This is a genomic window from Streptococcus halitosis (genome assembly GCF_027691175.1).
Lineage (GTDB): Bacteria > Bacillota > Bacilli > Lactobacillales > Streptococcaceae > Streptococcus > Streptococcus halitosis_A.
In genome coordinates, this window is sequence record NZ_JAQFBD010000001.1 from 601,112 (window position 1) to 625,939 (window position 24,828).

Here is a 24,828-nt window from a genome sequence, read left to right on the forward strand (position 1 = left end):
TCTAAAATCTGTTAGAATGAAAGCTATGAAAACATTCTATGATGTGCAGCAATTTCTCAAACAGTTTGGCATTATTGTTTACATGGGGAAGCGCTTGTATGATATTGAACTGATGAAGCTTGAACTCTCTCGGATCTATGATGCCGGTCTGATGGACAAGCTAGATTACCTAGAAGCGGAAGCTGTTCTCCGCAGGGAGCACAAGATAGAATTAGACTACATAGAGAAAAATGGAGATAAGAACTTATGACAATTTGGATTGTTTGGGGAATCGTATTGGCAATGGTGGCATGGATGGGTTATAACTACCTTCGTATTCGTCGTGCGGCTAAGATTGTGGATAATGCTGAATTTGAAGCCTTGATTCGGAAAGGGCAATTGATTGATGTCCGTGAACCAGCAGAATTTCACAGAAAACATATCCTCGGAGCTCGCAATATTCCTTCAAATCAGTTGAAGTCAAGCCTTGCAGCCCTTCGCAAGGATAAACCTGTCCTTCTCTACGAAAACCAACGTGGACAACGAGTGACCAATGCAGCACTTTATCTGAAAAAACAAGGTTTTTCTGAGATTTATATCCTTTCTTATGGGTTGGATTCTTGGAAAGGGAAAGTGAAGACTAGCTAAGATTCTTTAAAAAACTGTCGAATGATAGATAAAGCTAGTATCTTAAGGTATCATCATTTATAATAAATTTAAGGAGATTTTATAATATGAATTCACAACAAAAGAAAAAACCTTCACTTATTTTAGGTATCTTATCTATCGTCCTTGGTTTGCTATTTCCAATAGTAGGTCTGATTTTGGGGATCATAGGATTGGTCTTGGCTTTTTCATACCAAAAAGAATCTGGACTAGACTATAAAACAGAAAAAATTCTCAACATCGTAGGACTTGTGGTTTCTGTACTTAACTGGATTGTAACTGTCGCAGTATTTTTTAGAATTGTAGCTGTCGCAGTATTTTTTAGATAAGCAATAAACAAAAAAGCTTTAAATTTAAAGCTTTTTTATTTTATCGACTCATCTCTAAGTAGTTTTTTATGATTTCCAATTCCTCTGGATTTAAGGGACGGTATTGCCCTTCTGATAGCTCTGAATTTAATGTAAAATCGCCGAACTGGACTCTTTTTAAGGCAGTCACCTTGACACCAACTGAGAGGAACATTTTTTTAACCTGATGAAATTTTCCTTCTGAGATGGTAATAGAGGCATGGCTCTCTGTTGGGCTTGCGGATAGAATTTCTAGTTTGGCTGGTTTGCAGAGTGTTCCATCTAAAAAGACGATTCCATCTTTGAACTTTTGGATATGGTCTGGGGTGATCAGTCCATTAACCTTGACTTGGTAAGTTTTATCCACATGATATTGAGGATGGAGGAGTTGAAAACCAAGAGGTCCATTGTCTGTCAAAAGGAGCAGTCCTGTCGTATCGCGGTCTAGCCTGCCTATCGCATAGAGTTGGTCTGACTGGATATTTTTAGGGAGTAGGTCCATGACGGTTGGAAGTTTCTTATCCTTGCTAGCTGTAACGACTCCTTTTGGCTTATGAAGCATGAGGTAGTTGTGCTCGTATCCTTGAATCTGCCGTCCTTGAAGGACTAGTTTTTGTAATCCAGTGTCGACATTTTGAGCGAGGGAGCTGGCTGGGCAATCGTTCACTAGGATTTCTTTTTTCAAAAGTGCCTGTTTCATAGCCTTGCGACTGATTTTTTCTTGGGCTAATAATCTATCTAAACGCATATCAGCTTATCTTATCATAAGTCTCTGACTTTGAAAAGAGTTGCCTTAACTAGAAAAGCAGAGTGAAAACATTTACACTTAGCTGAACTGTGATTTTTGAATGAGACTGTGGTATAATTGTTCAGTTAGAAATAAAAATTTAAATATTATAGAGGAAATCATGACAAAATTAAGAGAAGATATCCGTAACGTAGCCATTATTGCCCACGTTGACCACGGGAAAACAACCCTCGTTGATGAATTATTGAAACAATCAGAAACGCTTGATGCACGTACTGAATTGGCAGAGCGCGCTATGGACTCAAACGATATCGAAAAAGAGCGTGGAATTACCATCCTTGCTAAAAATACAGCCGTTGCCTACAACGGAACTCGTATCAATATCATGGACACACCAGGACACGCGGACTTCGGTGGAGAAGTTGAGCGTATCATGAAAATGGTTGACGGTGTTGTCTTGGTCGTAGATGCCTACGAAGGAACCATGCCACAGACTCGTTTCGTATTGAAAAAAGCCTTGGAACAAGACCTTGTCCCAATCGTGGTTGTCAACAAAATCGATAAACCATCAGCTCGCCCAGCAGAAGTAGTGGACGAAGTCTTGGAACTCTTCATCGAGCTTGGCGCAGATGATGACCAGCTTGATTTCCCAGTTGTTTATGCTTCAGCTATCAACGGAACATCCTCCTTGTCAGATGATCCAGCTGATCAAGAAAAAACAATGGCGCCAATCTTTGACACCATCATCGACCATATCCCGGCTCCAGTGGATAACTCAGATGAGCCTTTGCAGTTCCAGGTGTCACTTTTGGACTACAACGACTTCGTAGGTCGTATCGGTATCGGTCGTGTCTTCCGTGGTAGTGTGAAAGTTGGGGACCAAGTTACCCTTTCTAAGCTAGATGGTACAACGAAGAACTTCCGTGTAACAAAACTCTTCGGTTTCTTTGGTTTGGAACGTCGTGAAATCCAAGAAGCCAAAGCAGGTGACTTGATTGCCGTATCCGGTATGGAAGACATCTTTGTTGGTGAAACTATTACTCCGACGGATGCCATTGAACCTCTTCCAATCCTACATATCGATGAACCAACCCTCCAAATGACCTTCTTGGTCAACAACTCACCATTTGCAGGTCGTGAAGGGAAATGGGTGACTTCTCGTAAGGTAGAAGAACGCTTGCAAGCAGAATTGCAAACAGACGTTTCCCTTCGTGTTGACCCAACGGATTCACCAGATAAATGGACTGTTTCAGGACGTGGAGAATTGCACTTGTCAATCCTGATTGAAACCATGCGCCGTGAGGGTTATGAACTTCAAGTATCTCGTCCAGAGGTTATTGTAAAAGAGATTGACGGCGTAAAATGTGAGCCATTTGAACGTGTGCAAATCGATACTCCAGAAGAATACCAAGGATCTGTTATCCAAAGCCTTTCTGAACGTAAGGGTGAAATGTTGGATATGATTTCAACTGGTAATGGTCAAACTCGTTTGGTCTTCCTTGTTCCAGCGCGTGGTTTGATCGGATACTCAACTGAGTTCTTGTCAATGACTCGTGGTTACGGTATCATGAACCATACCTTTGACCAATACTTGCCATTGATTCCGGGTGAAATCGGTGGACGTCACCGTGGTGCCCTCGTTTCTATCGATGCTGGTAAGGCTACAACTTACTCAATCATGTCGATCGAAGAGCGTGGTACGATCTTTGTCAACCCAGGTACTGAGGTTTACGAAGGAATGATCATCGGTGAAAATTCTCGTGAAAACGACTTGACTGTTAATATCACCAAGGCCAAACAAATGACCAACGTCCGTTCAGCTACCAAGGACCAAACAGCGGTTATCAAGACACCTCGTATCTTGACCCTTGAAGAGTCTCTTGAGTTCTTGAATGACGATGAGTACATGGAAGTAACGCCTGAGTCTATCCGTTTGCGTAAGCAAATCCTCAACAAGGCAGAGCGCGAGAAAGCCAACAAAAAGAAAAAATCAGCTGAATAAGAGCTAGAAAGAGATAAAGATGGTCTATTTAATCATAGGGATACTCTTATTACTACTCTATGTATTTGCGACACCCCAAAGTATCAAAGGAACAGTCAACATCGTTATCTTGGTCTTTGTAGTTGTTGCACTCTTGATTTTGCTGATGTTGTCCATCTTGCAAATCTTCCAATTACCGACAGAATTCTTTGTCACAATCGCCATGCTGGCTCTAGCCTACTTTAGCTTGAGAGACATTACGCTCATGCCTGTAAAAAAGAGCAGAAGAAGATAAATAGAAAGAGAGCTGTGGCTCTCTTTTTCGATTTAAAATAAGATTTTTAAAACTTTCCTTAGGTGATTACGGACGGTAGCGACTTTCTTCGAAATTCCATACCTAAACTTTGAGCCTATAGTCTCAAAGTTTCCGAATGCCTGAAATCTATTGTTTTCAGGCATTTTTATCACAACGGAAAGTCTAAGATTCCGTTTCTTGCAAAAAGGAATAAACCTAAAAATATTTTGTTCAAGTGAGTTTTTTTCCACATTTTAAGAGCTCTATATTGTTATAGAAGTTTAAAAAGTTAGTCCAAAAAAATATAAGTATATTTTGCCAAAATCTATTGACAATTTATCATAATGGTGATATATTTGCGATAAATAGAAACCGATTTCATACTCTGAAATCTTACCTCCTGAAATCAATTTTCACCACAAGGAGTCTACTATGAAGAAACTATTTATTTGCTTGTCTACTATTTTTCTCAGTTGCTTCTTCATTTGGATTATTATCTTACGTGCTCCTCAGTATCTCTATACTAGTTATGACTCCGTCACCTTGCTACGTGTTAAAAATGGGGCACAAGAGCCGACTCGTGAGGAGTTTGAGCGAGAGTTGGAGAAGTTTGCAAGCTCGGAGCAGAGTTTGATTGCCAGACGGATAGTAGAGCCGAGTAAGGATGGAAGGACCAACTTCACCTATGCGACCTATGGTCAGGGAGGCTTGCCAAAAGAGTTTCAAGCGGCTAGCCAAGAAAGCCGAGAACGGAGCGATCCTCTCAATAGTTACCTTCTCTTGTCTGGTTCATTGACCAAGGAAAAATTAGCTGCAAAATTAGATGATTTAGGTTATAAAGCGATTGCAGACCGCAAAACTCCTCCGTATCTTTTAGCTTTTTGGATTGCTTTAAATCCGTTGTTATTGATTAGTTTAGCTATATTTGGATTAGCTTTCTTTGCTATGGTGATTATCACCCGAATTAAGGAGATGCGGGCTGCAGGGATTCAGCTCTTTTCAGGACAGACCCTCTTGTCCATCATAGGAAGCGCCTTATACGATGACGTCAAGTGGCTTTGCTTAGCTGGGGGGGGATCCCTTATAGTGGGAGGTGCTGTCCTCCTCGGCCAAGGGCTCTTTTATCCCGTTCTTTTAGCAGCCTTTAGTATCGGAGTGGGGCTTTATCTTCTCTTTTTATTGGGAATTTCGCTAGTACTGAGCCTGCTCTACTTGATGAGCTTGAGCTACAAGGCTTTGGTTCCTGTGTTAAAAGGACGTTTGCCCCTCAAACGTTTGATGACCTTGACCTTACTATGTCAGTTGGTTGCTGTCTTTACAGTAGGTTATGCAGTCAAGACTGGCTTGACTTCTTACCAGCGTTTACAGGAACTCCAACTATCCAAGCAAGCTTGGGAAGACCGAGCAGATTATTACCAGATTTCCTTTGGGCTCGGTGATAGAGTAAAAAATGCGGAAAATCAGAGCAATTGGTATGCCTTTGCCAAGGAAGCAATCGAAGAAGAACAAGCCCTTTATGTAAAGGATAATCTGTTCCATTTTGCCAATCCACAAGGAAAAAATGAACAGGGAGAGACACTGGATACCTATAGTCCAGATGCTAATACGCTCTATGTTAGTCCTAGTTATTTGGAGAAGGAAAAGGTCGTGGTAGATGCTGAGACCAAACAGAAGTTAGCCCATCTCCAAAAAGGTGAGTTTGTCCTCTTGCTCCCAGAACATTTGCGCTCTCAAGAAGCAGAACTAAAAAAAATCTTTGAAGAAAGATTGAGTTATTATGGAAAATCTGGTGAGGAGGCAAGTGCTCCTTTGGATTATGAGATGAAAGCGCACGTTAGTTATCTTTCAATGGGAGAAAAGCGATTTGTTTATAATAACGGTGAGAACCCCGTATCCACTCAGTATTTGACGGATCCGATTTTAGTGGTATTCACGCCGACTTCTACAGGTGATAGTTTTACATCCTTATCTAGTTGGTCTATCAATGCTGGTAAGAATATCTTTGTCAAAGGATATGAAGATGGGATTAAACTCTTGAAAAATGCAGGAATTTATGATCAAGTATCCTACCTCAAGGAGGGACGAAGTGTTTACCTCGCACGTTACTATGAGGTTCAAACACAAACTCTAACCCTTATTTTAGGAGCAATTATTGGAATCGCGAGTTCTTTGCTTCTCTTTTATTCTGTGAATCTTCTTTATTTTGAACAATTCCGTCGTGAGATTTTGATTAAACGAATTTCTGGTTTGCGATTTTTTGAAACGCACGCTCAGTATATGATTAGTCAATTTGCTAGTTTTGTATTCGGTGCGAGTCTCTTTATTTGGCGTAGTCGGGATGTGGTGATTGGATTGGTAACTTTATCGATCTTCCTCGTTAGTGCTATACTGACTCTCTACCGTCAAGCACAGAAAGAATCTCGTGTTTCTATGACCATTATGAAAGGAAAATAGGATGATTGAACTAAAGAATATATCTAAAAAATTTGGAAGCCGTCAGCTATTTTCAGATACTAATCTTCAATTTGAAGGTGGGAAAATTTATGCCTTAATCGGTACAAGTGGCTGTGGTAAGACAACCCTCTTGAATATGATTGGACGATTAGAGCCATATGACAATGGAGAAATTATCTATGATGGCACTTCTCTTAAGGACATCAAGCCTTCTGTTTTCTTTAGAGATTACTTAGGATACTTATTTCAAGATTTTGGCTTAATTGAAAGTCAAACCGTCAAAGAGAATCTCAATCTGGGTTTAGTTGGTAATAAGTTGAAAGAAAAAGAGAAAATCTCTTTGATGAAACAAGCTCTAAACCGTGTTAACCTCTCTTATTTAGATTTAAAGCAACCTATCTTTGAATTATCAGGAGGAGAAGCACAACGTGTTGCACTAGCGAAGATAATTTTAAAGGATCCACCTTTGATTCTCGCAGATGAACCAACCGCTTCCTTAGACCCCAAAAACTCTGAGGAATTACTTTCTATCCTAGAATCTTTAAAAAATCCGAATCGAACGATTATTATTGCGACCCACAATCCCCTGATTTGGGAGCAAGTGGACCAAGTCATTCGAGTTACCGATTTATCACATCGATGATAAGAGAACATTAAGTTAGAAGAAAGAGTCACAAATACACTTTGTGGCTTTTTTATTTCCATAAAAATGGTAAAATAGTAGGAGTAGAAATGGAGTTTGAGACATGAAAGTAATCGATCAGTTTAAAAATAAGAAAGTACTTGTTTTAGGTTTGGCTAAGTCTGGTGAGTCTGCGGCCCGTTTGTTGGACAAGCTGGGTGCTATTGTGACGGTAAATGACGGCAAGCCTTTTGAGGAAAATCCTGCTGCTCAAAGCTTGCTGGAAGAGGGAATCAAGGTTGTCACTGGTGGGCATCCTTTGGAACTCTTGGATGAAGATTTCGCTCTGATGGTGAAAAATCCAGGTATCCCGTATAGCAATCCCATGATTGAAAAGGCATTGGCAAAGGGGATTCCAGTCTTGACTGAGGTGGAATTGGCTTATTTGATTTCGGAAGCGCCAATTATCGGTATCACTGGTTCAAATGGGAAAACCACCACAACGACGATGATTGGGGAAGTTTTGACTGCTGCTGGTCAACATGGTCTTTTGTCAGGAAATATCGGCTATCCAGCCAGTCAGGTTGCTCAAACTGCGACAGCCAAGGACACGCTCGTCATGGAACTTTCTTCTTTCCAACTGATGGGTGTCCAAGAATTTCATCCTGAGATTGCGGTCATTACCAATCTCATGCCTAGCCACCTTGATTATCATGGCTCTTTTGAAGAATATGTGGCTGCCAAGTGGAATATCCAGAACAAGATGACAGCGGATGATTTTCTTGTCTTGAACTTTAACCAAGACTTGGCAAAAGAATTGGCTACTAAAACACAAGCCACTGTTGTTCCATTTTCAACATTGGAAAAGGTTGATGGAGCTTATCTGGAAGATGGTAAACTCTACTTCCGTGGTGAAGAGGTCATAGCAGCTGATGAAATCGGAGTTCCAGGTAGCCACAATGTGGAAAATGCCCTTGCGACCATTGCAGTAGCCAAGCTACGTGGTGTAGATAACCAAATCATCAAGGAAACTCTTTCAGCCTTTGGTGGTGTCAAACACCGTCTCCAGTTTGTGGATGAAATCAAGGGGGTCAAATTCTATAACGATAGCAAGTCAACCAATATCTTGGCTACTCAAAAAGCCTTATCAGGATTTGACAACAGCAAGGTTATCTTGATTGCAGGTGGTTTGGACCGTGGCAATGAGTTTGACGAATTGGTTCCAGATATTACTGGGCTCAAGAAGATGGTCATCCTCGGTCAGTCTGCAGAACGTGTCAAACGGGCAGCAGAGAAGGCTGGTGTGACTTATGTAGATGCGACAGATATTGCTGATGCGACCCGCAAGGCTTATGAGCTTGCGACTCAAGGAGATGTGGTTCTCCTCAGTCCTGCCAATGCTAGCTGGGATATGTATGCTAACTTTGAAGTACGTGGCGACCTCTTTATCGACACAGTAGCGGAGTTAAAGGAATAATATGAAAAAAATTGTCTTTACAGGTGGGGGGACGGTTGGACATGTCACCCTCAACCTTTTGTTAATGCCCAAGTTCATCGAAGACGGCTGGGAAGTTCACTATATTGGTGATAAACACGGAATCGAGCACCAAGAAATCCTCAAGTCAGGTCTGGATGTGACCTTCCATTCCATAGCGACAGGGAAATTACGTCGTTATTTCTCTTGGCAAAACATGCTGGATGTCTTCAAAGTTGGTTGGGGAATTGTCCAATCCCTCTTTATCATGTTACGACTGCGTCCACAGGCTCTTTTTTCAAAGGGGGGCTTTGTCTCTGTACCGCCGGTTATCGCAGCGCGTGTGTCAGGAGTGCCAGTCTTTATTCACGAATCGGACCTGTCCATGGGGTTGGCCAATAAAATTGCCTATAAATTTGCGACCAAGATGTATTCAACCTTTGGGCAAGCTTCAAGTTTGTCTAAGGTTGAACATGTGGGGGCTGTCACCAAGGTTTCAGACCAAAAAACTCCTGAACCAGATGAATTGGTGGATATTCAAACCCACTTTAATCCTAAATTGCCAACGGTATTATTTGTCGGTGGTTCTGCAGGAGCCCGTGTATTTAACCAATTGGTGACAGATCATAAGAAAGAACTGACAGAGCGCTACAATATTATCAATCTCACTGGAGATTCAAGCCTCAATGAGTTGAGTCAAAATCTCTTTCGTGTTGATTATGTGACGGATCTCTATCAACCCTTGATGGAGATGGCTGATGTGGTGGTAACGCGTGGCGGTGCCAATACGATTTTTGAGCTCTTGGCCATGGCGAAACTCCATCTCATCGTACCATTGGGTCGTGAAGCAAGTCGAGGAGACCAGATTGAAAATGCTGCCTACTTTGTTAAGAAAGGTTATGCAGAAGAACTTCAAGAAAGTGACTTGACCTTGGAAAATTTGGAGGAGAAACTCAGTCACTTGCTTAGTCACAAGGATCAGTACCAAGCTAGCATGAAAGCTTCGACTGAATTGAAATCTCTTGCAGATTTTTACGATCTATTAAGAAAAGACCTAGCATAAGGAATATCAATGTCAAAGGATAAGAAAAAAGAATCAAACCAGAAGCAAGAATTGTCTGAATGGCAGAAACGAAACCAGGAATACCTGAAGAAGAAGGCTGAGGAAGAAGCTGCCCTAGCTGAAGAGAAGGAAAAGGAAAAACAAGCTCGTAAGGAAGCCAACTCGAAACTATTGGAGGAATCCAAGAAATCATCGAGTGAGTCAGATGAGGAAGCCTCAAGTCCAAGCAAGGAACCATCCGAAAAAGAAGAAAAATCTCAAAAGGATGACCGAAAAGTCAAAGAGGAAAAAGAGAAGAAGAAAAAAGAAAAACCAGAGAAACCAGAAAAACCTGCCAAGCCTAAAATTGCGCCTGTTCATATTTGGCGAGCTGTGAGTATCTTGGTACCAAGTGTCCTGGTCCTCCTTCTTTCAGTCTATCTATTGACTCCACTTTCGACCATCAAAAATATCGAGGTTAAGGGAAATAGTAACACGCAGGCGGATGACATCAAACAGGCTTCTGGAATTCAAGATAGCGACTATACTTTAGCTCTATTGTTGGATAAGGAAACATACGCTGAGCGAATCAAGTCCAATCATTGGATAGAATCAGCGAAGATTGACTATCAATTTCCGACTAACTTTACGATTGAGGTCAAGGAATTCGATATTGTTGGTTATTATGTGTCTGGTGAAGAACATTATCCTATTCTGTCTAGTGGTACAGTAGAGTCAACTCCTGTTGATCGCTTAAACTTACCTGAGACTTATCTGACAGTTACCTTTAACGATGAGCAGCAGGTGAAAGAACTGATCACAGGATTGTCTAGCATCAGTGAGGATATCAAGAGTCAAATCCAGAAAATCGAATTAGCGCCAAGCAAGGCAACAGCAGATCTTTTAAAAATTACTATGCTGGATACAGATGAGGTTTTGGTTCCCTTGTCAGAATTGAGCAAGAAATTGCCTTATTACAGCAAAATCAAGCCACAATTGTCAGAACCGAGTGTAGTCGATATGGAAGCTGGAGTATACAGCTATACGATAGCAGATAAACTGATAGAAGAAGCTGAGGAAAAAGCCAAGCAAGAGGCCAAGGAAGCTGAGAAGAAAAAACAGGAAGAAGAAAAGAAAAAACAAGAAGAACAAGGAAATCAAAGCCAAACGAGCCAGCAATCACAGAGTCGTTAGACCAATTTTTCCTCTTGATTTTGAATAGTATAGAAATCCAGTTTCGAGTTTTTGCTTGACAAGTCCTACTATAAATAATAGAATAGAAAAAAACCTTTAAAGCAGTCCAGAGAGGCAGCTAAGGTTAGACGGTGAAAGGGTGGACTCTACCCATTTTTCGTGGAACCTTGCTGTTGGCAGGTTCCTTTTTTCGTGGTTTATTTTTGACCATACTCTCTTGCTCGTAAAGGTAAAAGGAGAAAGGTATGCGTGAACATCGTCCAGTTATTGCTCTTGATTTTCCTAGTTTTGAGGCAGTCAAGGAATTTTTATCTCTTTTCCCAGCAGAAGAAAGTCTTTATTTAAAAGTAGGGATGGAGCTTTATTATGCGGAAGGTCCTGAAGTTGTCCGTTATTTGAAGTCACTGGGGCATAGTGTCTTTTTGGACCTCAAACTACATGACATTCCCAATACAGTCAAATCGGCTATGAAGGTCTTATCTCAGCTTGGTGTGGACATGACTAACGTTCATGCTGCAGGTGGTGTGGAGATGATGAGGGCTGCGCGTGAAGGTCTGGGGACACAAGCCAAATTGATCGCTGTGACCCAGCTTACCTCAACGTCGGAAAGCCAGATGCAGGATTTTCAAAATATCCAAACCAGCCTGCAAGAGTCTGTGATTCACTATGCCAAGAAGACAGCTGAAGCGGGCTTGGATGGTGTCGTTTGCTCGGCTCAGGAAGTGCAACTCATCAAGCAGGCTACCAATTCAGATTTTATCTGTTTGACACCAGGAATTCGTCCAACGGGAGCTGCGGTTGGAGACCAAAAACGTGTCATGACACCTGCTGACGCCTATCAAATCGGTAGTGACTATATCGTAGTGGGACGTCCTATTACCCAAGCTGAGGATCCTGTTGCAGCTTATCATGCTATCAAGGATGAATGGAACCAAGACTAAAATTAAAGAAATAGATTATAAAAACAAAAGGAGAAGACCATGACACTTGCTAAAGATATCGCTAGCCACCTCTTGAAAATCCAAGCCGTTTACCTTAAACCAGAAGAGCCTTTTACTTGGGCATCTGGTATCAAATCGCCGATTTATACTGACAACCGTGTGACGCTTGCCTATCCAGAAACTCGTAGCTTGATTGAAAATGGTTTTGTGGAAGCTATTAAAGCAGAATTTCCAGAAGTAGAAGTGATTGCAGGAACAGCGACAGCAGGGATTCCACACGGAGCTATCATTGCTGATAAGATGAACTTGCCTTTTGCCTACATCCGTAGCAAACCAAAAGACCACGGAGCTGGTAACCAAATCGAAGGTCGCGTAGCTCAGGGGCAAAAGATGGTTGTTGTTGAAGACCTCATTTCAACTGGAGGGTCTGTTCTTGAAGCCGTAGCAGCTGCTAAACGCGAAGGAGCCGATGTTCTTGGTGTCGTAGCGATTTTCAGCTACCAATTGCCGAAAGCAGATAAGAACTTCGCAGACGCAGGTGTGAAATTGGTGACGCTTTCTAACTACAGTGAACTGATCCACCTAGCCCAAGAAGAAGGTTACATCACGCCAGAAGGACTCGCTCTCCTAAAACGCTTTAAAGAAGACCAAGAAAATTGGCAAAATGCCTAAAACATAAAAAATCAGGTAGTCACTAGGATTACCTGATTTTTTGCATATAGGCAATAAAACTATGATTCCTAAAGGTAAAGATGAATATAGGATAATGGTAGAATGAGAGACCTTCTTTTTTGGCGGCATATTCAGATAATCAGTTTGAAATCTCCAGACAAAATTTTTGAAAGGATTCTGAAAAAGAGGTAAGATAGTTTATGTAAGAAAAAGTAAACGCTTACTTAATAAGGAGGACACTTTATGTCATATAAAACAAGCAATGCAGAAGGACCTGTAGATTTTATTAACACCTATGATTTGGAGCCAATGGCGCAACAAGTCATTCCTAAAGCTGCCTTTGGTTATATCGCTAGTGGAGCAGAGGATACTTTCACTTTACGCGAGAACATCCGTGCCTTTAACCACAAACTCATCGTTCCTCATACGCTTTGTGATGTTGAAAATCCAAGTACAGAGATTGAATTTGCAGGTGAGAAATTATCTTCACCCATCATTATGGCGCCTGTTGCGGCTCATAAATTGGCAAATGAGCAGGGGGAAGTAGCTACTGCGCGTGGTGTGCATGAGTTTGGTTCTCTTTATACAACTAGTTCCTACTCTACCGTTGACCTTCCAGAAATTACGGAAGCTCTTCAAGGGACACCTCACTGGTTCCAATTTTACTTTAGTAAAGATGATGGGATCAACCGCCACATCATGGACCGTGTGAAGGCTGAAGGCTACAAAGCGATTGTCTTGACGGCAGATGCAACTGTTGGGGGCAATCGTGAGGTCGACAAACGCAATGGATTCGTCTTCCCAGTTGGCATGCCGATTGTTGAGGAATACCTGCCAGAAGGTGCTGGAAAATCCATGGACTTTGTTTACAAATCAGCTAAACAACGCTTGTCTCCACGTGATGTCGAATTTATCGCTACATACTCAGGACTTCCTGTCTATGTCAAGGGGCCTCAATGCCGTGAGGACGTTGAACGTTCGCTTGCCGCAGGTGCTTCTGGTATCTGGGTAACCAACCACGGTGGTCGCCAAATCGACGGTGGGCCAGCTGCCTTTGACTCACTTCAAGAAGTAGCAGAAGCAGTTGATAAACGTGTGCCAATTGTCTTTGACTCTGGTGTTCGTCGCGGTCAACACGTCTTTAAAGCCTTGGCTTCAGGAGCAGACTTGGTAGCTATTGGTCGCCCTGTGATCTATGGTTTGGCTCTCGGTGGTAGTGTTGGTGTGCGTCAAGTCTTTGAGCACTTGAATGCAGAATTGAAGACAGTCATGCAGTTATCTGGAACTCAGACTATTGAGGATGTCAAACATTTCAAACTCCGTCACAATCCATACAATCCATCCTTCCCAGTTGATTCACGTGATTTGAAGTTGTATTGATAAAGCAGACTGCCTCCACCTGATGTGGAGGTTTTTCTTCGTGTATAGAAAGATTAAATCGTTATCAGAAACTATATAAATATATTTTCCAGTCAAATATCTTGCTAGGGCTTTCAAATTCTGTTATACTGGTCCAGTAATTAAATAATAAAGACATTTGGGGTGCTTTAGGCTGAGATGATACCCATTGAACCTGATACAGTTAATACTGGCGAAGGGAAATGTGAAAAGGTTTTTTTCGTATGTCGAAAAAAACTGTCTAATCTTGTAAGCTAAACTCTAATTCTTGATTGTAATTGGAGTTTTTTTGTTTATCAAAAGAGGATAGGCTTGACGGCAAGCCTTTTGGTAGCTCACCTTGAATGCCCCACTTTTCTTTAAAAAGGTCAAGTAAAACTAGGATTTTCTTGGTATTTTGTTGATTACGAACGAGTAAAGAGAGGAAAAGTAAATATGGAAACACAAGACTATGCATTTCAGCCAGGTTTGACTGTTGGAGAATTATTAAAAAGCAGTCGGAAGGATTGGCAGGCTGCAATCAATCATCGTTTTGTCAAGGAACTTTTTGCGGGGACAATTGAGAATAAGGTCTTAAAAGACTACCTGATTCAAGATTATCATTTCTTTGATGCTTTCTTATCCATGCTGGGAGCTTGTGTAGCTCACGCAGACCAGCTTGAATCCAAACTTCGTTTTGCCAAGCAACTAGGCTTTCTTGAAGCAGATGAAGATGGTTATTTCCAAAAGGCTTTCAAAGAGTTAAAAGTAGCAGAGAATGACTATCTAGAAGTGACCTTGCACCCTGTAACAAAAGCGTTTCAGGAGCTAATGTATTCTGCTGTGGCTTCATCAGACTATGCTCATCTTTTGGTCATGCTGGTCATTGCAGAAGGTCTCTATTTAGACTGGGGTTCTAAAGATTTGCCTCTACCTGAAGCCTATATTCATTTAGAATGGATCAATCTCCACAGAGGTCCTTTCTTTACAGAGTGGGTTCAATTTCTGGTTGACGAACTCAATCGTGTCGGGAAAAATCGAGAAGATTTGACAGAACTTCAGCAACGCTGGAATCAAGCAGTTGCTTTGGAATTAGCCTTTTTTGATATTGGTTATGAATTATAGGATAAATTCAATCCTTTTATGTAGATTAAAAGAATGAACAAACAAACTATATAAATATATTTTCCGGTCAAATATCTTGCTAGGGCTTTCAAATTCTGTTATACTGGTCCAGTAATTAAATAATAAAGACATTTGGGGTGCTTTAGGCTGAGATGATACCCATTGAACCTGATACAGTTAATACTGGCGAAGGGAAATGTGAAAAGGTTTTTTTCGTATGTCGAAAAAAACTGTCTAATCTTGTAAGCTAAACTCTAATTCTTGATTGTAATTGGAGTTTTTTTGTTTATCAAAAGAGGATAGGCTTGACGGCAAGCCTTTTGGTAGCTCTTCTTGAATGCCCCACTTTTCTTTAAAAAAGGAGTTTTTTATGTTGAAAAAATGGCAATTAAAAGATGTTATCTTGCTTGCTTTCTTGTCTATCTTTTTTGGTGGCGTTTTTGTGGGTTCGGGCTATCTATTTGATATCCTCACCCTAATCTTGGCCCCTCTTGGTTTGCAGGCCTTTGCCAATGAAATCCTCTTTGGTCTCTGGTGTATGGCTGCGCCCATTGCGGCCATCTTTGTTCCAAGAGTCGGAAGTGCGACGATTGGAGAAGTGCTTGCTGCACTTGCTGAAGTTCTTTATGGTAGCCAATTCGGTCTAGGTGCTCTTTTGTCCGGCTTAGTTCAAGGTTTGGGAAGTGAATTTGGTTTTCTCGTAACCAAGAATCGCTATGAAAGTTGGCTCTCTCTAACTGCCAATAGTATTGGGATTACGCTTGTTAGCTTTGTCTATGAATACATTAAGTTAGGTTACTACGCCTTCTCCCTTCCTTTTGTCCTTTCCTTGCTTGTGGTTCGTTTTATTTCCGTCTTTTTCTTCTGTACCATCTTGGTTCGTGCCATTGTCAAACTCTACCATCAGTTTGCAGCTGGAGGAAAGGCGTAGATGGGGCTGGAACTACGGGGGATTCAGTCCCCAATCTTTTCGGAGCCGATTGATTTTACTTTTCATGCGCAAGCTTTTACCTTGTTAGTTGGGAGCAGTGGTTCAGGAAAATCCAGCCTTTTTCAAATCATTGCCCAGGTCACTTCCTTACCTTATAGTGGTCAAGTCCTGATAGATGGGAGGCTAGTCAGTCAGCTTTCAATCGTTGAACGTGTTCAGACGGTTGGCATTCTCTTTCAAAATCCCAATCATCAATTTACCATGGAGAACTTGTTTGAGGAACTGATTTTTACCTTGGAGAATATCGGCCATCCTGTTCAAGAGATTGATGCTAAAATAGCAGAGGTGATCCGGCAATGTCGTTGCGAGCCAATCTTGCACCGTCCCATTCATCACCTATCAGGTGGGGAAAAGCAAAAGGCTGCGCTAGCTGTCCTCTTTGCTATGAATCCTAGGGTCTATCTCTTGGATGAGCCCTTCGCTTCCATTGACCGCAAGAGCAGAATCGAGATATTGGAGATTCTAAAAGAGTTGGCTCTTGATGGGAAGACAGTCATCCTGTGTGACCATGATTTAACAGACTATGAAGCCTATATCGACCATATGGTGGAGCTAAGAGACGGTCAACTAAGAGAAGTGTTTCAAATCCCTTCCTCTGAGATGATACAGGTCGCTTCAAAGGAAGTTGCTTCTAGCCAAGAACTATTTCATATGGACCGTTTGACTTGTGAGCTGGATCACCGCCCCCTCTTTTCAATTGCGGAGTTTACATTCTACCAAGGGATTTCCTGTATCTTGGGTGACAATGGTGTCGGGAAATCAACCCTCTTTCGGTCTATTCTTCAATTTCAAAAGTATAAGGGGCGCATTAGTTGGAAGGGATCGGTTCTCAAAAAGAAAAAGAGTTTGTATCGTGACTTGACAGGTGTTGTTCAGGAAGCTGAGAAGCAGTTTATCCGAGTCAGTCTGCGAGAGGAACTGCAATTAGATAGTCCAGACTCTGAAAGAAATCAGCGGATTCTCCAAGCTTTACGATATTTTAATCTGGAGCAGGCGCTTGATAAGAGTCCCTATCAATTAAGTGGTGGCCAACAAAAGATTCTTCAGCTATTGACCATCTTGACCAGCAAGGCTTCTGTGATCTTGCTAGATGAACCATTTGCTGGTTTGGATGATAGAGCTTGTCATTATTTTTGCCAGTGGATTCTGGAGGACAGAGATCAAGGAAGAAGTTTTTTGATGATTAGCCATCGTTTAGATCCCTTGATTTCTGTGGTTGATTATTGGATCGAGATGACTAGTGAGGGCCTCCGTCATATTAAAGACGTGACAATCAGCAAACCTCTCCCATCTCTGAAGAATGATACTCTAGGGGAGGTGAGGTAGTATGATCAAAGTAGCAACCCAGACACCGATACTCAGCCTCTTCTTTCTAATTTTATCCTTGGAAACATCTTTCATTCCTTCGATTGCTCTTAATCTTTCAGTAGTCGCATTTTGCATTCTCTTCATGCTCTACTACCGTCGATTTAAGATGTTGGCTTGGATGCTATTGCTCGCGATTTTACCATCTTTGGCTAATTACTGGGCAGTACAGTTACATGGGGATGCTTCGCAGGCAGTGATACTTGGAACGAGAGCTTTTGTGACGGTTTGTATTGGTCTTGTCTTTGTTTCTAGTATTTCCCTAAAAGAGCTTCTCTTGTACTTGGCTCAAAAGGGGTTATCGCGTTCTTGGGCCTATGCCTTGATTGTGGTATTCAATTCCTTTCCCCTCATTCAGCAGGAGATCAAGTCCCTCAAGGAAGCTTGCTTACTGCGTGGTCAAGAACTGCATGTTTGGTCTCCCTTGATTTACAGCAAGGTTCTGATGACAGTCTTTAGGTGGCGCCATCTTTACCTGAGAGCTCTATCTGCGCATGGATATGACGAGCATGCACAGTTGGAGAATAGTTATCGGACTTTTTATATTTCTCAGAGGACAAAATTGATCTACCTACTTTTCTTTTTATTGCTTCAAACCAGCCTATTTCTATAAAGGAGTTATTATGGAATTTACAGATATTGCGATGGAATTATCCAAGGAAGCTTGGCAGGCTTCCTTTCATCACCCCTTTGTTTTACAGTTACAAGAGGGGAATTTAGAACCTTCTATTTTCCGCTATTACCTGATTCAGGATGCCTACTATCTGAAGTCTTTTTCAGAAGCCTATCACCTCTTGGCTGATAAGACTTCAAACGAGGAGATGAAAAGACTCTTGAAACAAAATGCCCAGAGTCTAGTGGAGGGTGAGTTGTTTATTCGCCAACAATTTTTTAAGGAGTTGGGAATCAGTGACCAGGAGATGGACGAGCAACCGATTGCTCCGACTTGCTATCATTACATTTCGCATATTTATCGGCAATTTGCAGAGTCAAATTTGGGCATTGCTTTTGCTAGTTTACTTCCATGTCCTTGGTTATACCATGATTTAGGCAAGGAACTTAATCGCAAACCATCCCCGAATCCTCTTTATCAACAGTGGATTGAAACCTATATCACCGATGAGTTAGAACAGCAGATTAAAGAGGAAGAAGAGCTGGTCAATCAACTCTATCAAGAAAGCGACGAGACAGACAAACAAAAAATGCTAGAGGCCTTCCAAAGAAGTGTCCACATGGAAGCCAAGTTTTGGGAGATGGCTTACCAACATCAAACCTGGACGAGTGATTTGCAGTCCTTAGAAACAGAGAAGAAATAGAAAATGAGAAACCACCAACTACAAGTTCACAAATTAACCATTTTATCCATGATGATTGCCCTTGACGTAGTTCTTACACCCATCTTTCGAATTGAAGGGATGGCACCGATGTCCAGTGTAGTCAACATTCTTGCAGGAATTTTGATGGGGCCTGTTTATGCCTTGGTCATGGCTACAGTCACAGCCTTTATCCGTATGTCTACTCAGGGCATTCCCCCTTTGGCCCTCACGGGAGCTACTTTCGGAGCCCTCCTTGCAGGTCTCTTTTATAAGTACGGCCGGAAATTTCACTATTCTGCTCTAGGAGAGATTTTGGGAACAGGTATTATCGGTTCTATTGTTTCCTATCCTGTTATGGTTCTCTTTACAGGATCTGCGGCCAAGCTTAGCTGGTTTATCTACACTCCTCGATTTTTTGGAGCAACATTGATCGGTACAGCGATTTCCCTTATTGCCTTTCGATTTTTAATCAAGCAGGAATTCTTTAAAAAAGTACAAGGATATTTCTTTGGAGAAAGGATAGACTGATGCAGGAATTTACAAATCCCTTTCCTCTAACCTCCAGCTCCTTAATTCACTGCATCACCAATGAGATTTCTTGTGAGATGCTGGCAAATGGCATTTTGGCTCTGGGATCTAAACCTGTCATGGCAGATGATCCCCGTGAGGTCCTTGATTTTACCAAACAAAGCCAAGCTCTCTTCATCAATTTGGGGCATTTGTCAGCTGAGAAGGAGAAAGCAATCCGTATGGCGGCTACTTATGCAAACCAAGCTTGTCTCCCAATGGTAGTAGATGCGGTTGGCATAGTGGCTTCCCCCATTCGTAAGGATCTAGTCAGAGATCTTTTAGACTATAGACCTACGGTCCTTAAAGGAAATATGTCGGAAATCCGAAGTCTTGTTGGCTTAAAACACCACGGAGTCGGGGTCGATGCTAGTGCTAAAGATCAAGAAACTGAAGATTTGCTCCAAGTCTTGAAAGACTGGTGTCAGCTTTATCCTGGTATGTCGTTCTTAGTAACTGGACCCAAGGACCTCATAGTTTCAGAAAATCAAGTTGCTGTATTGAGGAATGGCTGTGCAGAATTGGACTGGATAACAGGGACAGGAGACTTAGTTGGAGCCTTGACAGCTGTTTTTCTCAGCCAAGGAAAGACTGCATTTGAAGCTTCTTGCCTAGCAGTTTCTTATCTCAATATCGCTGCTGAGAGAATTCTTGTTCAAGGAATGGGATTGGAAGATTTCCGCTTTCAAACTCTCAATCAGCTCTCTCTCCTAAAAAGAGATGAAAATTGGCTAGATACCATCAAAGGAGATATTTATGAATAGAGAAGCGCTCAGACTATATCTGGTAACCAACCGCTACCAAGATTCCTTGGAAAGCTTCCTTAAAAAGGTTGAGACGGCCTGCCGTTCAGGTGTTACCATCATCCAATTGCGAGAAAAAAATCTCACTACCAATCAATATTATCAACTGGCAAAACAAGTCAAGGAAATAACAGATGCCTACCAAGTACCCTTAATTATCGATGATCGGTTGGATATCTGTCTCGCAGTAGATGCTGCAGGTTTGCATATTGGCGACGATGAACTACCAGTTTCGGTTGCCCGCCAAGTTTTGGGTCCTGAAAAAATCCTCGGTGTCACTGCTAAAACAGTAAAAAGAGCCCTGGAAGCAGAAACATCGGGTGCGGATTACTTGGGAACAGGAGCCATTTTCCCAACTAGGACCAAGGAGAATGCTCCCATCACCCTGATTTCAACCTTGAAAACCATTTGCCAAACGGTCGCTATACCAGTAGTTGCTATTGGAGGATTGACGTCAGAGAATATTGACCAACTTGCTGCAACTGGCATAGCTGGAGTAGCCGTTGTTCGTGATTTGATGCAGGCAGAAGATATAGAGGCAAAAACGCAAGCATTTTTAACAAAGCTGGATGACATGATTTCCTAATCAAAAACTCTCTAATTCCCTTAAAGTGGGAACTAGAGAGTTTTTCTTAATCTTTAAAACTTGTATGGTTGACTGGGCCAGAACCATGACCGAGTTGAGGGGCGTCTTGGATGGCTTTTGTGATAAAGGCCTTGGCCTTATCGACTGCCTGATAAAGGGTCTTCCCCTTGGCTAGTTCAGCCGTAATCACTGCAGCAAAAGTACATCCAGTACCATGGGTGTGACAGGTTTGAATTCGTGGACTTTCCCAGACAAATTGTTCCTCCTTGGTAAAGAGGAAATCCTTGGCACCACCTTCAAGATGACCACCTTTGATAACTACAGACTGAGGACCAAATTCTTTTAAAATCAGGCGACCAGCACGCTGCATGTCTTCTGGATCATGGATTGAAAAACCAACAATCTCTTCTGCTTCAGGAAGATTGGGAGTGATAATGGTTGCAAGGGGAAGTAGGTTTGTTTTTAGGAAGCTTCTCGCACTGGTATCAATCAGGGTGTCCCCACTCGTAGCGACCATAACAGGGTCCAGCACATAGGGACAGTCCAGCTTTTTAAGGTAGGGTTGGATGATCTCCATGATCTCAGTAGTTGCCAACATACCAGTTTTCACAGCCTGAGGTTTGATATCCGAAAAGACACTCTCCAATTGAGCTTCCAGCATTTGGTTGGAGACGTGCTCGATTAATTGAACACCTCTGGTATTTTGAGCGACAAGGCTGGTGACAACGGCCATTCCATAGACATCTCTCGCTTGGAATGACTTCAAATCAGCCATAATGCCAGCACCGCCACTAGGGTCAGTTCCTGCAATGGTTAGAGCAACGGGTAAATAAGTCATCTAAAACCTCCCAACCAACTGAAGTTTGTATTCTCAAGAACAAGCTAGTCTGTTTTGGAAGGAAATAGAAGACTAGCTAGTCCTCATTATCATTTCCACTTCCATCAGCTAGCATTACCTAGATTGAGTCAAAGGGATCTAACAGTCGTTAATCTCAGCTTTACGCACCCCTAGTGGTTGTTTTCTTTTTTCTTCAGTATAGCATATTTTTATAGTTTATATAGTGAAATTTGACTGCAAATCTCTCGTTACAGGATTAGAATTCTATTTTTCGAAAAAATAATAAAAATTATAGTTGACAAATGTAGATTTTGAGAGTATACTAATAACTGTAATCGACAAATGTAGATTTAGGAGGTGTGATGATGCAGATTTCAGATGCAGAATGGCAGGTCATGAAGATTATTTGGATGCAAGGAGAGCAGACCAGTACGGATTTGATCAGGGTTCTGGCGGAGCGGTTCGACTGGTCCAAGTCGACCATTCAAACTCTTTTGGCTCGTTTGGTTGAGAAAGAGTGTCTGACAAGGAAAAAAGAAGGCAAGTTCTTTGTCTATTCAGCCCTTTTAACTCTGGACCAGAGTCGAGACTTGCTTGTCCAAGATATCAAAGACAAGGTTTGTTCTCGTAGGATTAAGAACTTGTTGGCTGATTTGATTGTGGAATGTGATTTCACTTTGGCTGACTTGGAAGACTTAGAAGCTGTGATTTCTAAGAAGAAATCAAGCGCTGTAACAGAAGTAAGATGTAATTGTATGTAAAGGAGACGTCATGTTAAATAGTATTGTAACCATTATTTGTATTGCCCTTATCGCGTTTATCTTGTTTTGGTTTTTCAAAAAGCCTGAAAAATCTGGACAAAAGGCCCAGCAAAAAAAGGGTTACCAAGAGATCCGAGTGGAAGTCATGGGGGGCTATACGCCTGAGTTGATTATTCTTAAAAAATCAGTGCCAGCCCGCATTGTCTTTGACCGCAAGGACCCTTCACCCTGTCTAGATCAGATCGTCTTTCCAGATTTTGGTGTGCATGCGGACTTGCCTATGGGTGAAGAGTATGTAGTGGAAATCACACCTGAGCAGACTGGAGAGTTTGGCTTTGCATGTGGTATGAACATGATGCACGGCAAGATGATTGTAGAGTAGGAGGAGACTATGACAGAAATTGTGAAAGCAAGCCTAGAAAATGGCATTCAAAAAATCCGTATCACGGCAGACAAAGGCTACCATCCAGCCCACATTCAACTGCAAAAAGGGATTCCTGCTGAGATTACTTTTCACCGTGTGACACCTTCAAACTGTTATAAAGAAGTTCTCTTCGAAGAAGAAGGGATTCTAGAACCAATCGCTCAAGATGAGGAAAAAATTATTCGCTTTACGCCTCAAGACTTGGGTGAGCACGAGTTTTCTTGTGGCATGAAGATGCAAAAGGGGAGTTATACCGTAGTTGAGAAGACTCGAAAATCTCTATCACTTTTACAACGTTTTTGGATTACTACTATCTTTACTGTGCCTCTTGTGATTCTCATGATTGGTATGTCTACAGGAGGAATTAGTCACCAAGTCATGCTTTGGGGAACTTTCTTAGCTACGACACCCATTATGTTGGTATCTGGAGTTCCTTATATCAGAAGTGCTTGGGCTAGCTTTAAAAAACATAACGCCAACATGGATAGTTTGGTAGCTCTAGGAACCTTGGTAGCTTATGTCTATAGTTTAGTTGCCCTCTTCACTGGACTTCCTGTTTACTTTGAAAGTGCTGGTTTTATCCTCTTCTTCGTTCTTTTGGGAGCAGTTTTTGAGGAAAAAATGCGAAAAAATACTTCCCAAGCTGTGGAGAAATTACTTGACTTGCAGGCTAAAACTGCAGAAGTCTTGCGTGATGATAGCTATGTTCAAGTCCCCTTGGAGCAAGTCAAGGCAGGTGACCTGATTCGAGTGCGTCCCGGTGAAAAGATTGCGGTTGATGGGGTCGTAGTAGAAGGTATCTCTAGTATTGATGAGTCTATGGTGACAGGTGAGAGTCTGCCTGTGGACAAGACAGTTGGAGATACTGTCATTGGCTCCACCATCAATAATAGTGGAACACTTGTTTTTAGGGCAGAAAAAGTTGGTTCAGAGACAGTTTTGGCTCAGATTGTGGACTTTGTGAAGAAAGCCCAGACCAGCCGAGCACCAATTCAGGATTTGACGGATAAGATTTCAGGGATTTTTGTACCAGCGGTTGTCATTTTAGGGATTGTGACCTTTTGGGTATGGTTTGTCTTGTTCAGGGATAGTGTAGTCGTGCTTGGAGCGAGCTTTGTCTCTTCTCTTCTCTATGGGGTGGCTGTTTTGATTATCGCTTGTCCTTGTGCACTAGGACTTGCAACACCAACGGCCCTTATGGTGGGGACAGGTCGCAGTGCCAAGATGGGGGTTCTCCTCAAGAATGGAACCGTCTTACAGGAAATCCAGAAAGTCCAAACTCTTGTCTTTGATAAAACAGGAACTTTGACGGAAGGAAAACCAGTGGTCACTGATATCATTGGCGACGAGACAGAAGTACTTGGCTTGGCAGCTTCTTTGGAAGAAGCTTCTCAACACCCACTGGCTGAGGCCATTGTCAAGCGAGCGAGTGAAGCTGGACTTGAGATTCAAACTGTGGAAAATTTCCAAGCCTTGCACGGAAAAGGTGTTTCAGGGCAAATCAATGGAAAACAAGTTCTGCTTGGAAATGCTAAAATGCTGGATGGCATGAACATTTCTAGCACTTATCAAGAAAAACTAGAAGAACTAGAAAAAGAAGCTAAGACAGTTGTCTACTTGGCTGTTGACAATGAAATCAAAGGCTTGCTTGCCCTGCAAGATATTCCCAAGGAAAATGCCAAGTTAGCCATCAGTCAGCTGAAAAAACGTGGACTTAAAACAGTCATGCTGACAGGGGATAATGCTGGAGTGGCGCGTGCTATTGCCGATCAGATCGGAATCGAAGAGGTCATTGCAGGTGTCTTGCCAGAAGAAAAAGCCCATGAAATCCATAAACTACAATCAGCTGGAAAAGTAGCCTTTGTTGGTGATGGTATCAATGACGCTCCTGCCCTCAGTGTAGCGGATGTCGGGATTGCTATGGGAGCTGGAACAGATATTGCCATCGAGTCAGCAGATTTGGTGTTGACAACTAATAACCTTCTAGGAGTGGTTCGTGCCTTTGACATGAGTAAGAAAACCTTTAATCGAATTCTGCTCAACCTCTTCTGGGCCTTTATCTACAATGTCGCCGGCATTCCGATTGCAGCAGGAGTCTTTTCAGGAATTGGTCTCGTTCTCAATCCAGAACTGGCTGGTCTAGCCATGGCCTTTAGTTCTGTATCTGTTCTGACTAGTTCACTCTTACTAAACTTTAGTAAAATAGACTAAAAGCGAGCTTGCTCGCTTTTTATTATAAAACAGTTCTGAAAAACGTTTT

26 protein-coding genes and 3 riboswitches are annotated in these 24,828 nt (G+C 42.0%); of the genes, 24 read left to right on the forward strand and 2 right to left on the reverse strand.

Going from position 1 to position 24,828, the window contains the following annotated elements:
* Positions 1–16 precede the first annotated feature (16 nt).
* From PG086_RS02895 to PG086_RS02905, 3 genes are all read left to right on the forward strand, one after another.
* The gene (locus tag PG086_RS02895) at positions 17–250 is read left to right on the forward strand and encodes a YqgQ family protein (RefSeq protein WP_000646473.1); all 234 of its coding nucleotides are present in this window, start codon (positions 17–19) and stop codon (positions 248–250) included.
* Positions 247–627 carry a rhodanese-like domain-containing protein gene (locus PG086_RS02900; protein ID WP_061597872.1) on the forward strand — a complete coding sequence of 127 codons (381 nt, stop codon included), beginning with the start codon at positions 247–249 and terminating at the stop codon, positions 625–627. Before PG086_RS02895 ends, PG086_RS02900 begins: the two co-directional genes overlap by 4 nt.
* A gap of 86 nt (positions 628–713) precedes the next feature.
* The gene (locus tag PG086_RS02905) at positions 714–974 is read left to right on the forward strand and encodes a hypothetical protein (RefSeq protein ID WP_001088136.1); all 261 of its coding nucleotides are present in this window, start codon (positions 714–716) and stop codon (positions 972–974) included.
* Positions 975–1,014: 40 nt separating this feature from the next.
* Here the strand turns inward: PG086_RS02905 and PG086_RS02910 are convergent, their stop codons facing one another.
* On the reverse strand, positions 1,015–1,740 hold the full coding sequence (locus PG086_RS02910) for a pseudouridine synthase (RefSeq protein ID WP_270747764.1): 726 nt from the start codon (positions 1,738–1,740) through the stop codon (positions 1,015–1,017).
* 160 nt (positions 1,741–1,900) lie between these two features.
* Between PG086_RS02910 and typA the strand changes: the two genes are divergently transcribed.
* The 18 genes from typA (at position 1,901) to thiE (ending at position 20,545) form a co-directional block, all read left to right on the forward strand.
* Positions 1,901–3,742, forward strand: a complete 1,842-nt coding sequence (gene typA, locus PG086_RS02915; protein WP_000164126.1) for a translational GTPase TypA — start codon at positions 1,901–1,903, stop codon at positions 3,740–3,742.
* Positions 3,743–3,761: 19 nt separating this feature from the next.
* The gene (locus PG086_RS02920; RefSeq protein ID WP_000262661.1) at positions 3,762–4,016 is read left to right on the forward strand and encodes a DUF3165 family protein; all 255 of its coding nucleotides are present in this window, start codon (positions 3,762–3,764) and stop codon (positions 4,014–4,016) included.
* Positions 4,017–4,448: 432 nt separating this feature from the next.
* The gene (locus PG086_RS02925) at positions 4,449–6,470 is read left to right on the forward strand and encodes a bacteriocin-associated integral membrane family protein (protein WP_084921421.1); all 2,022 of its coding nucleotides are present in this window, start codon (positions 4,449–4,451) and stop codon (positions 6,468–6,470) included.
* 1 nt (position 6,471) lies between these two features.
* Positions 6,472–7,113 carry an ABC transporter ATP-binding protein gene (locus PG086_RS02930; protein ID WP_000571298.1) on the forward strand — a complete coding sequence of 214 codons (642 nt, stop codon included), beginning with the start codon at positions 6,472–6,474 and terminating at the stop codon, positions 7,111–7,113.
* A 103-nt stretch (positions 7,114–7,216) separates the two neighbouring features.
* Positions 7,217–8,569: a UDP-N-acetylmuramoyl-L-alanine--D-glutamate ligase gene (gene murD, locus PG086_RS02935; RefSeq protein WP_270747766.1), complete on the forward strand. Its 1,353-nt coding sequence runs from the start codon at positions 7,217–7,219 to the stop codon at positions 8,567–8,569.
* Position 8,570: 1 nt separating this feature from the next.
* Positions 8,571–9,629, forward strand: coding sequence for a UDP-N-acetylglucosamine--N-acetylmuramyl-(pentapeptide) pyrophosphoryl-undecaprenol N-acetylglucosamine transferase (locus tag PG086_RS02940; RefSeq protein WP_270747769.1), 1,059 nt, complete (start codon positions 8,571–8,573; stop codon positions 9,627–9,629).
* 9 nt (positions 9,630–9,638) lie between these two features.
* On the forward strand, positions 9,639–10,802 hold the full coding sequence (locus PG086_RS02945; RefSeq protein WP_270747771.1) for a cell division protein FtsQ/DivIB: 1,164 nt from the start codon (positions 9,639–9,641) through the stop codon (positions 10,800–10,802).
* Between the two features lie 245 nt (positions 10,803–11,047).
* Positions 11,048–11,743, forward strand: coding sequence for an orotidine-5'-phosphate decarboxylase (pyrF, locus tag PG086_RS02950; protein ID WP_001206748.1), 696 nt, complete (start codon positions 11,048–11,050; stop codon positions 11,741–11,743).
* 39 nt (positions 11,744–11,782) lie between these two features.
* Complete coding sequence (pyrE, locus tag PG086_RS02955) at positions 11,783–12,415, forward strand: orotate phosphoribosyltransferase (RefSeq protein WP_095726170.1); 633 nt, start codon at positions 11,783–11,785, stop codon at positions 12,413–12,415.
* 243 nt (positions 12,416–12,658) lie between these two features.
* Positions 12,659–13,795, forward strand: coding sequence for an L-lactate oxidase (lctO, locus tag PG086_RS02960; protein WP_061865756.1), 1,137 nt, complete (start codon positions 12,659–12,661; stop codon positions 13,793–13,795).
* A 148-nt stretch (positions 13,796–13,943) separates the two neighbouring features.
* Positions 13,944–14,032: riboswitch (TPP riboswitch) on the forward strand.
* A gap of 216 nt (positions 14,033–14,248) precedes the next feature.
* On the forward strand, positions 14,249–14,917 hold the full coding sequence (locus PG086_RS02965; RefSeq protein WP_167266328.1) for a TenA family protein: 669 nt from the start codon (positions 14,249–14,251) through the stop codon (positions 14,915–14,917).
* Between the two features lie 123 nt (positions 14,918–15,040).
* Positions 15,041–15,129: riboswitch (TPP riboswitch) on the forward strand.
* A 158-nt stretch (positions 15,130–15,287) separates the two neighbouring features.
* The gene (locus tag PG086_RS02970; protein WP_038805710.1) at positions 15,288–15,848 is read left to right on the forward strand and encodes an ECF transporter S component; all 561 of its coding nucleotides are present in this window, start codon (positions 15,288–15,290) and stop codon (positions 15,846–15,848) included.
* Positions 15,849–17,234, forward strand: a complete 1,386-nt coding sequence (locus PG086_RS02975; protein ID WP_270747776.1) for an ATP-binding cassette domain-containing protein — start codon at positions 15,849–15,851, stop codon at positions 17,232–17,234. It abuts the gene before it with no gap.
* Between the two features lies 1 nt (position 17,235).
* Positions 17,236–17,886, forward strand: coding sequence for an energy-coupling factor transporter transmembrane component T (locus tag PG086_RS02980; protein ID WP_270747777.1), 651 nt, complete (start codon positions 17,236–17,238; stop codon positions 17,884–17,886).
* Between the two features lie 10 nt (positions 17,887–17,896).
* A complete protein-coding gene (tenA, locus tag PG086_RS02985) occupies positions 17,897–18,589 on the forward strand; it encodes a thiaminase II (RefSeq protein WP_084922011.1) in 693 nt (230 codons plus the stop codon).
* Positions 18,590–18,592: 3 nt separating this feature from the next.
* Entirely contained in the window at positions 18,593–19,117 is a 525-nt protein-coding gene (thiW, locus tag PG086_RS02990) for an energy coupling factor transporter S component ThiW (protein WP_084922010.1), read from the forward strand.
* Positions 19,117–19,920 (forward strand): hydroxyethylthiazole kinase, encoded by an 804-nt coding sequence (locus PG086_RS02995; RefSeq protein ID WP_270747782.1) that lies wholly within the window; start codon positions 19,117–19,119, stop codon positions 19,918–19,920. The genes thiW and PG086_RS02995 overlap by 1 nt, the downstream gene beginning before the upstream one ends.
* A complete protein-coding gene (gene thiE, locus PG086_RS03000; protein ID WP_270747783.1) occupies positions 19,913–20,545 on the forward strand; it encodes a thiamine phosphate synthase in 633 nt (210 codons plus the stop codon). The genes PG086_RS02995 and thiE overlap by 8 nt, the downstream gene beginning before the upstream one ends.
* 46 nt (positions 20,546–20,591) lie before the next feature.
* Here thiE and thiD read toward each other — a convergent pair whose 3' ends face one another.
* Positions 20,592–21,383, reverse strand: a complete 792-nt coding sequence (gene thiD / locus PG086_RS03005; RefSeq protein WP_000221724.1) for a bifunctional hydroxymethylpyrimidine kinase/phosphomethylpyrimidine kinase — start codon at positions 21,381–21,383, stop codon at positions 20,592–20,594.
* 83 nt (positions 21,384–21,466) lie between these two features.
* Positions 21,467–21,565: riboswitch (TPP riboswitch) on the reverse strand.
* A gap of 183 nt (positions 21,566–21,748) precedes the next feature.
* On the opposite strand from thiD, the gene PG086_RS03010 reads away from it, so the two are divergent.
* Genes PG086_RS03010 through PG086_RS03020 form a run of 3 tightly spaced genes read left to right on the forward strand, consistent with a single transcriptional unit; the run spans position 21,749 to position 24,779 of the window.
* Positions 21,749–22,144 (forward strand): CopY/TcrY family copper transport repressor, encoded by a 396-nt coding sequence (locus PG086_RS03010; RefSeq protein WP_001167199.1) that lies wholly within the window; start codon positions 21,749–21,751, stop codon positions 22,142–22,144.
* A 10-nt stretch (positions 22,145–22,154) separates the two neighbouring features.
* A complete protein-coding gene (locus PG086_RS03015; RefSeq protein WP_000935056.1) occupies positions 22,155–22,526 on the forward strand; it encodes a cupredoxin domain-containing protein in 372 nt (123 codons plus the stop codon).
* A gap of 9 nt (positions 22,527–22,535) precedes the next feature.
* On the forward strand, positions 22,536–24,779 hold the full coding sequence (locus PG086_RS03020; protein WP_270747787.1) for a heavy metal translocating P-type ATPase: 2,244 nt from the start codon (positions 22,536–22,538) through the stop codon (positions 24,777–24,779).
* The last annotated feature ends 49 nt before the right edge of the window (positions 24,780–24,828 follow it).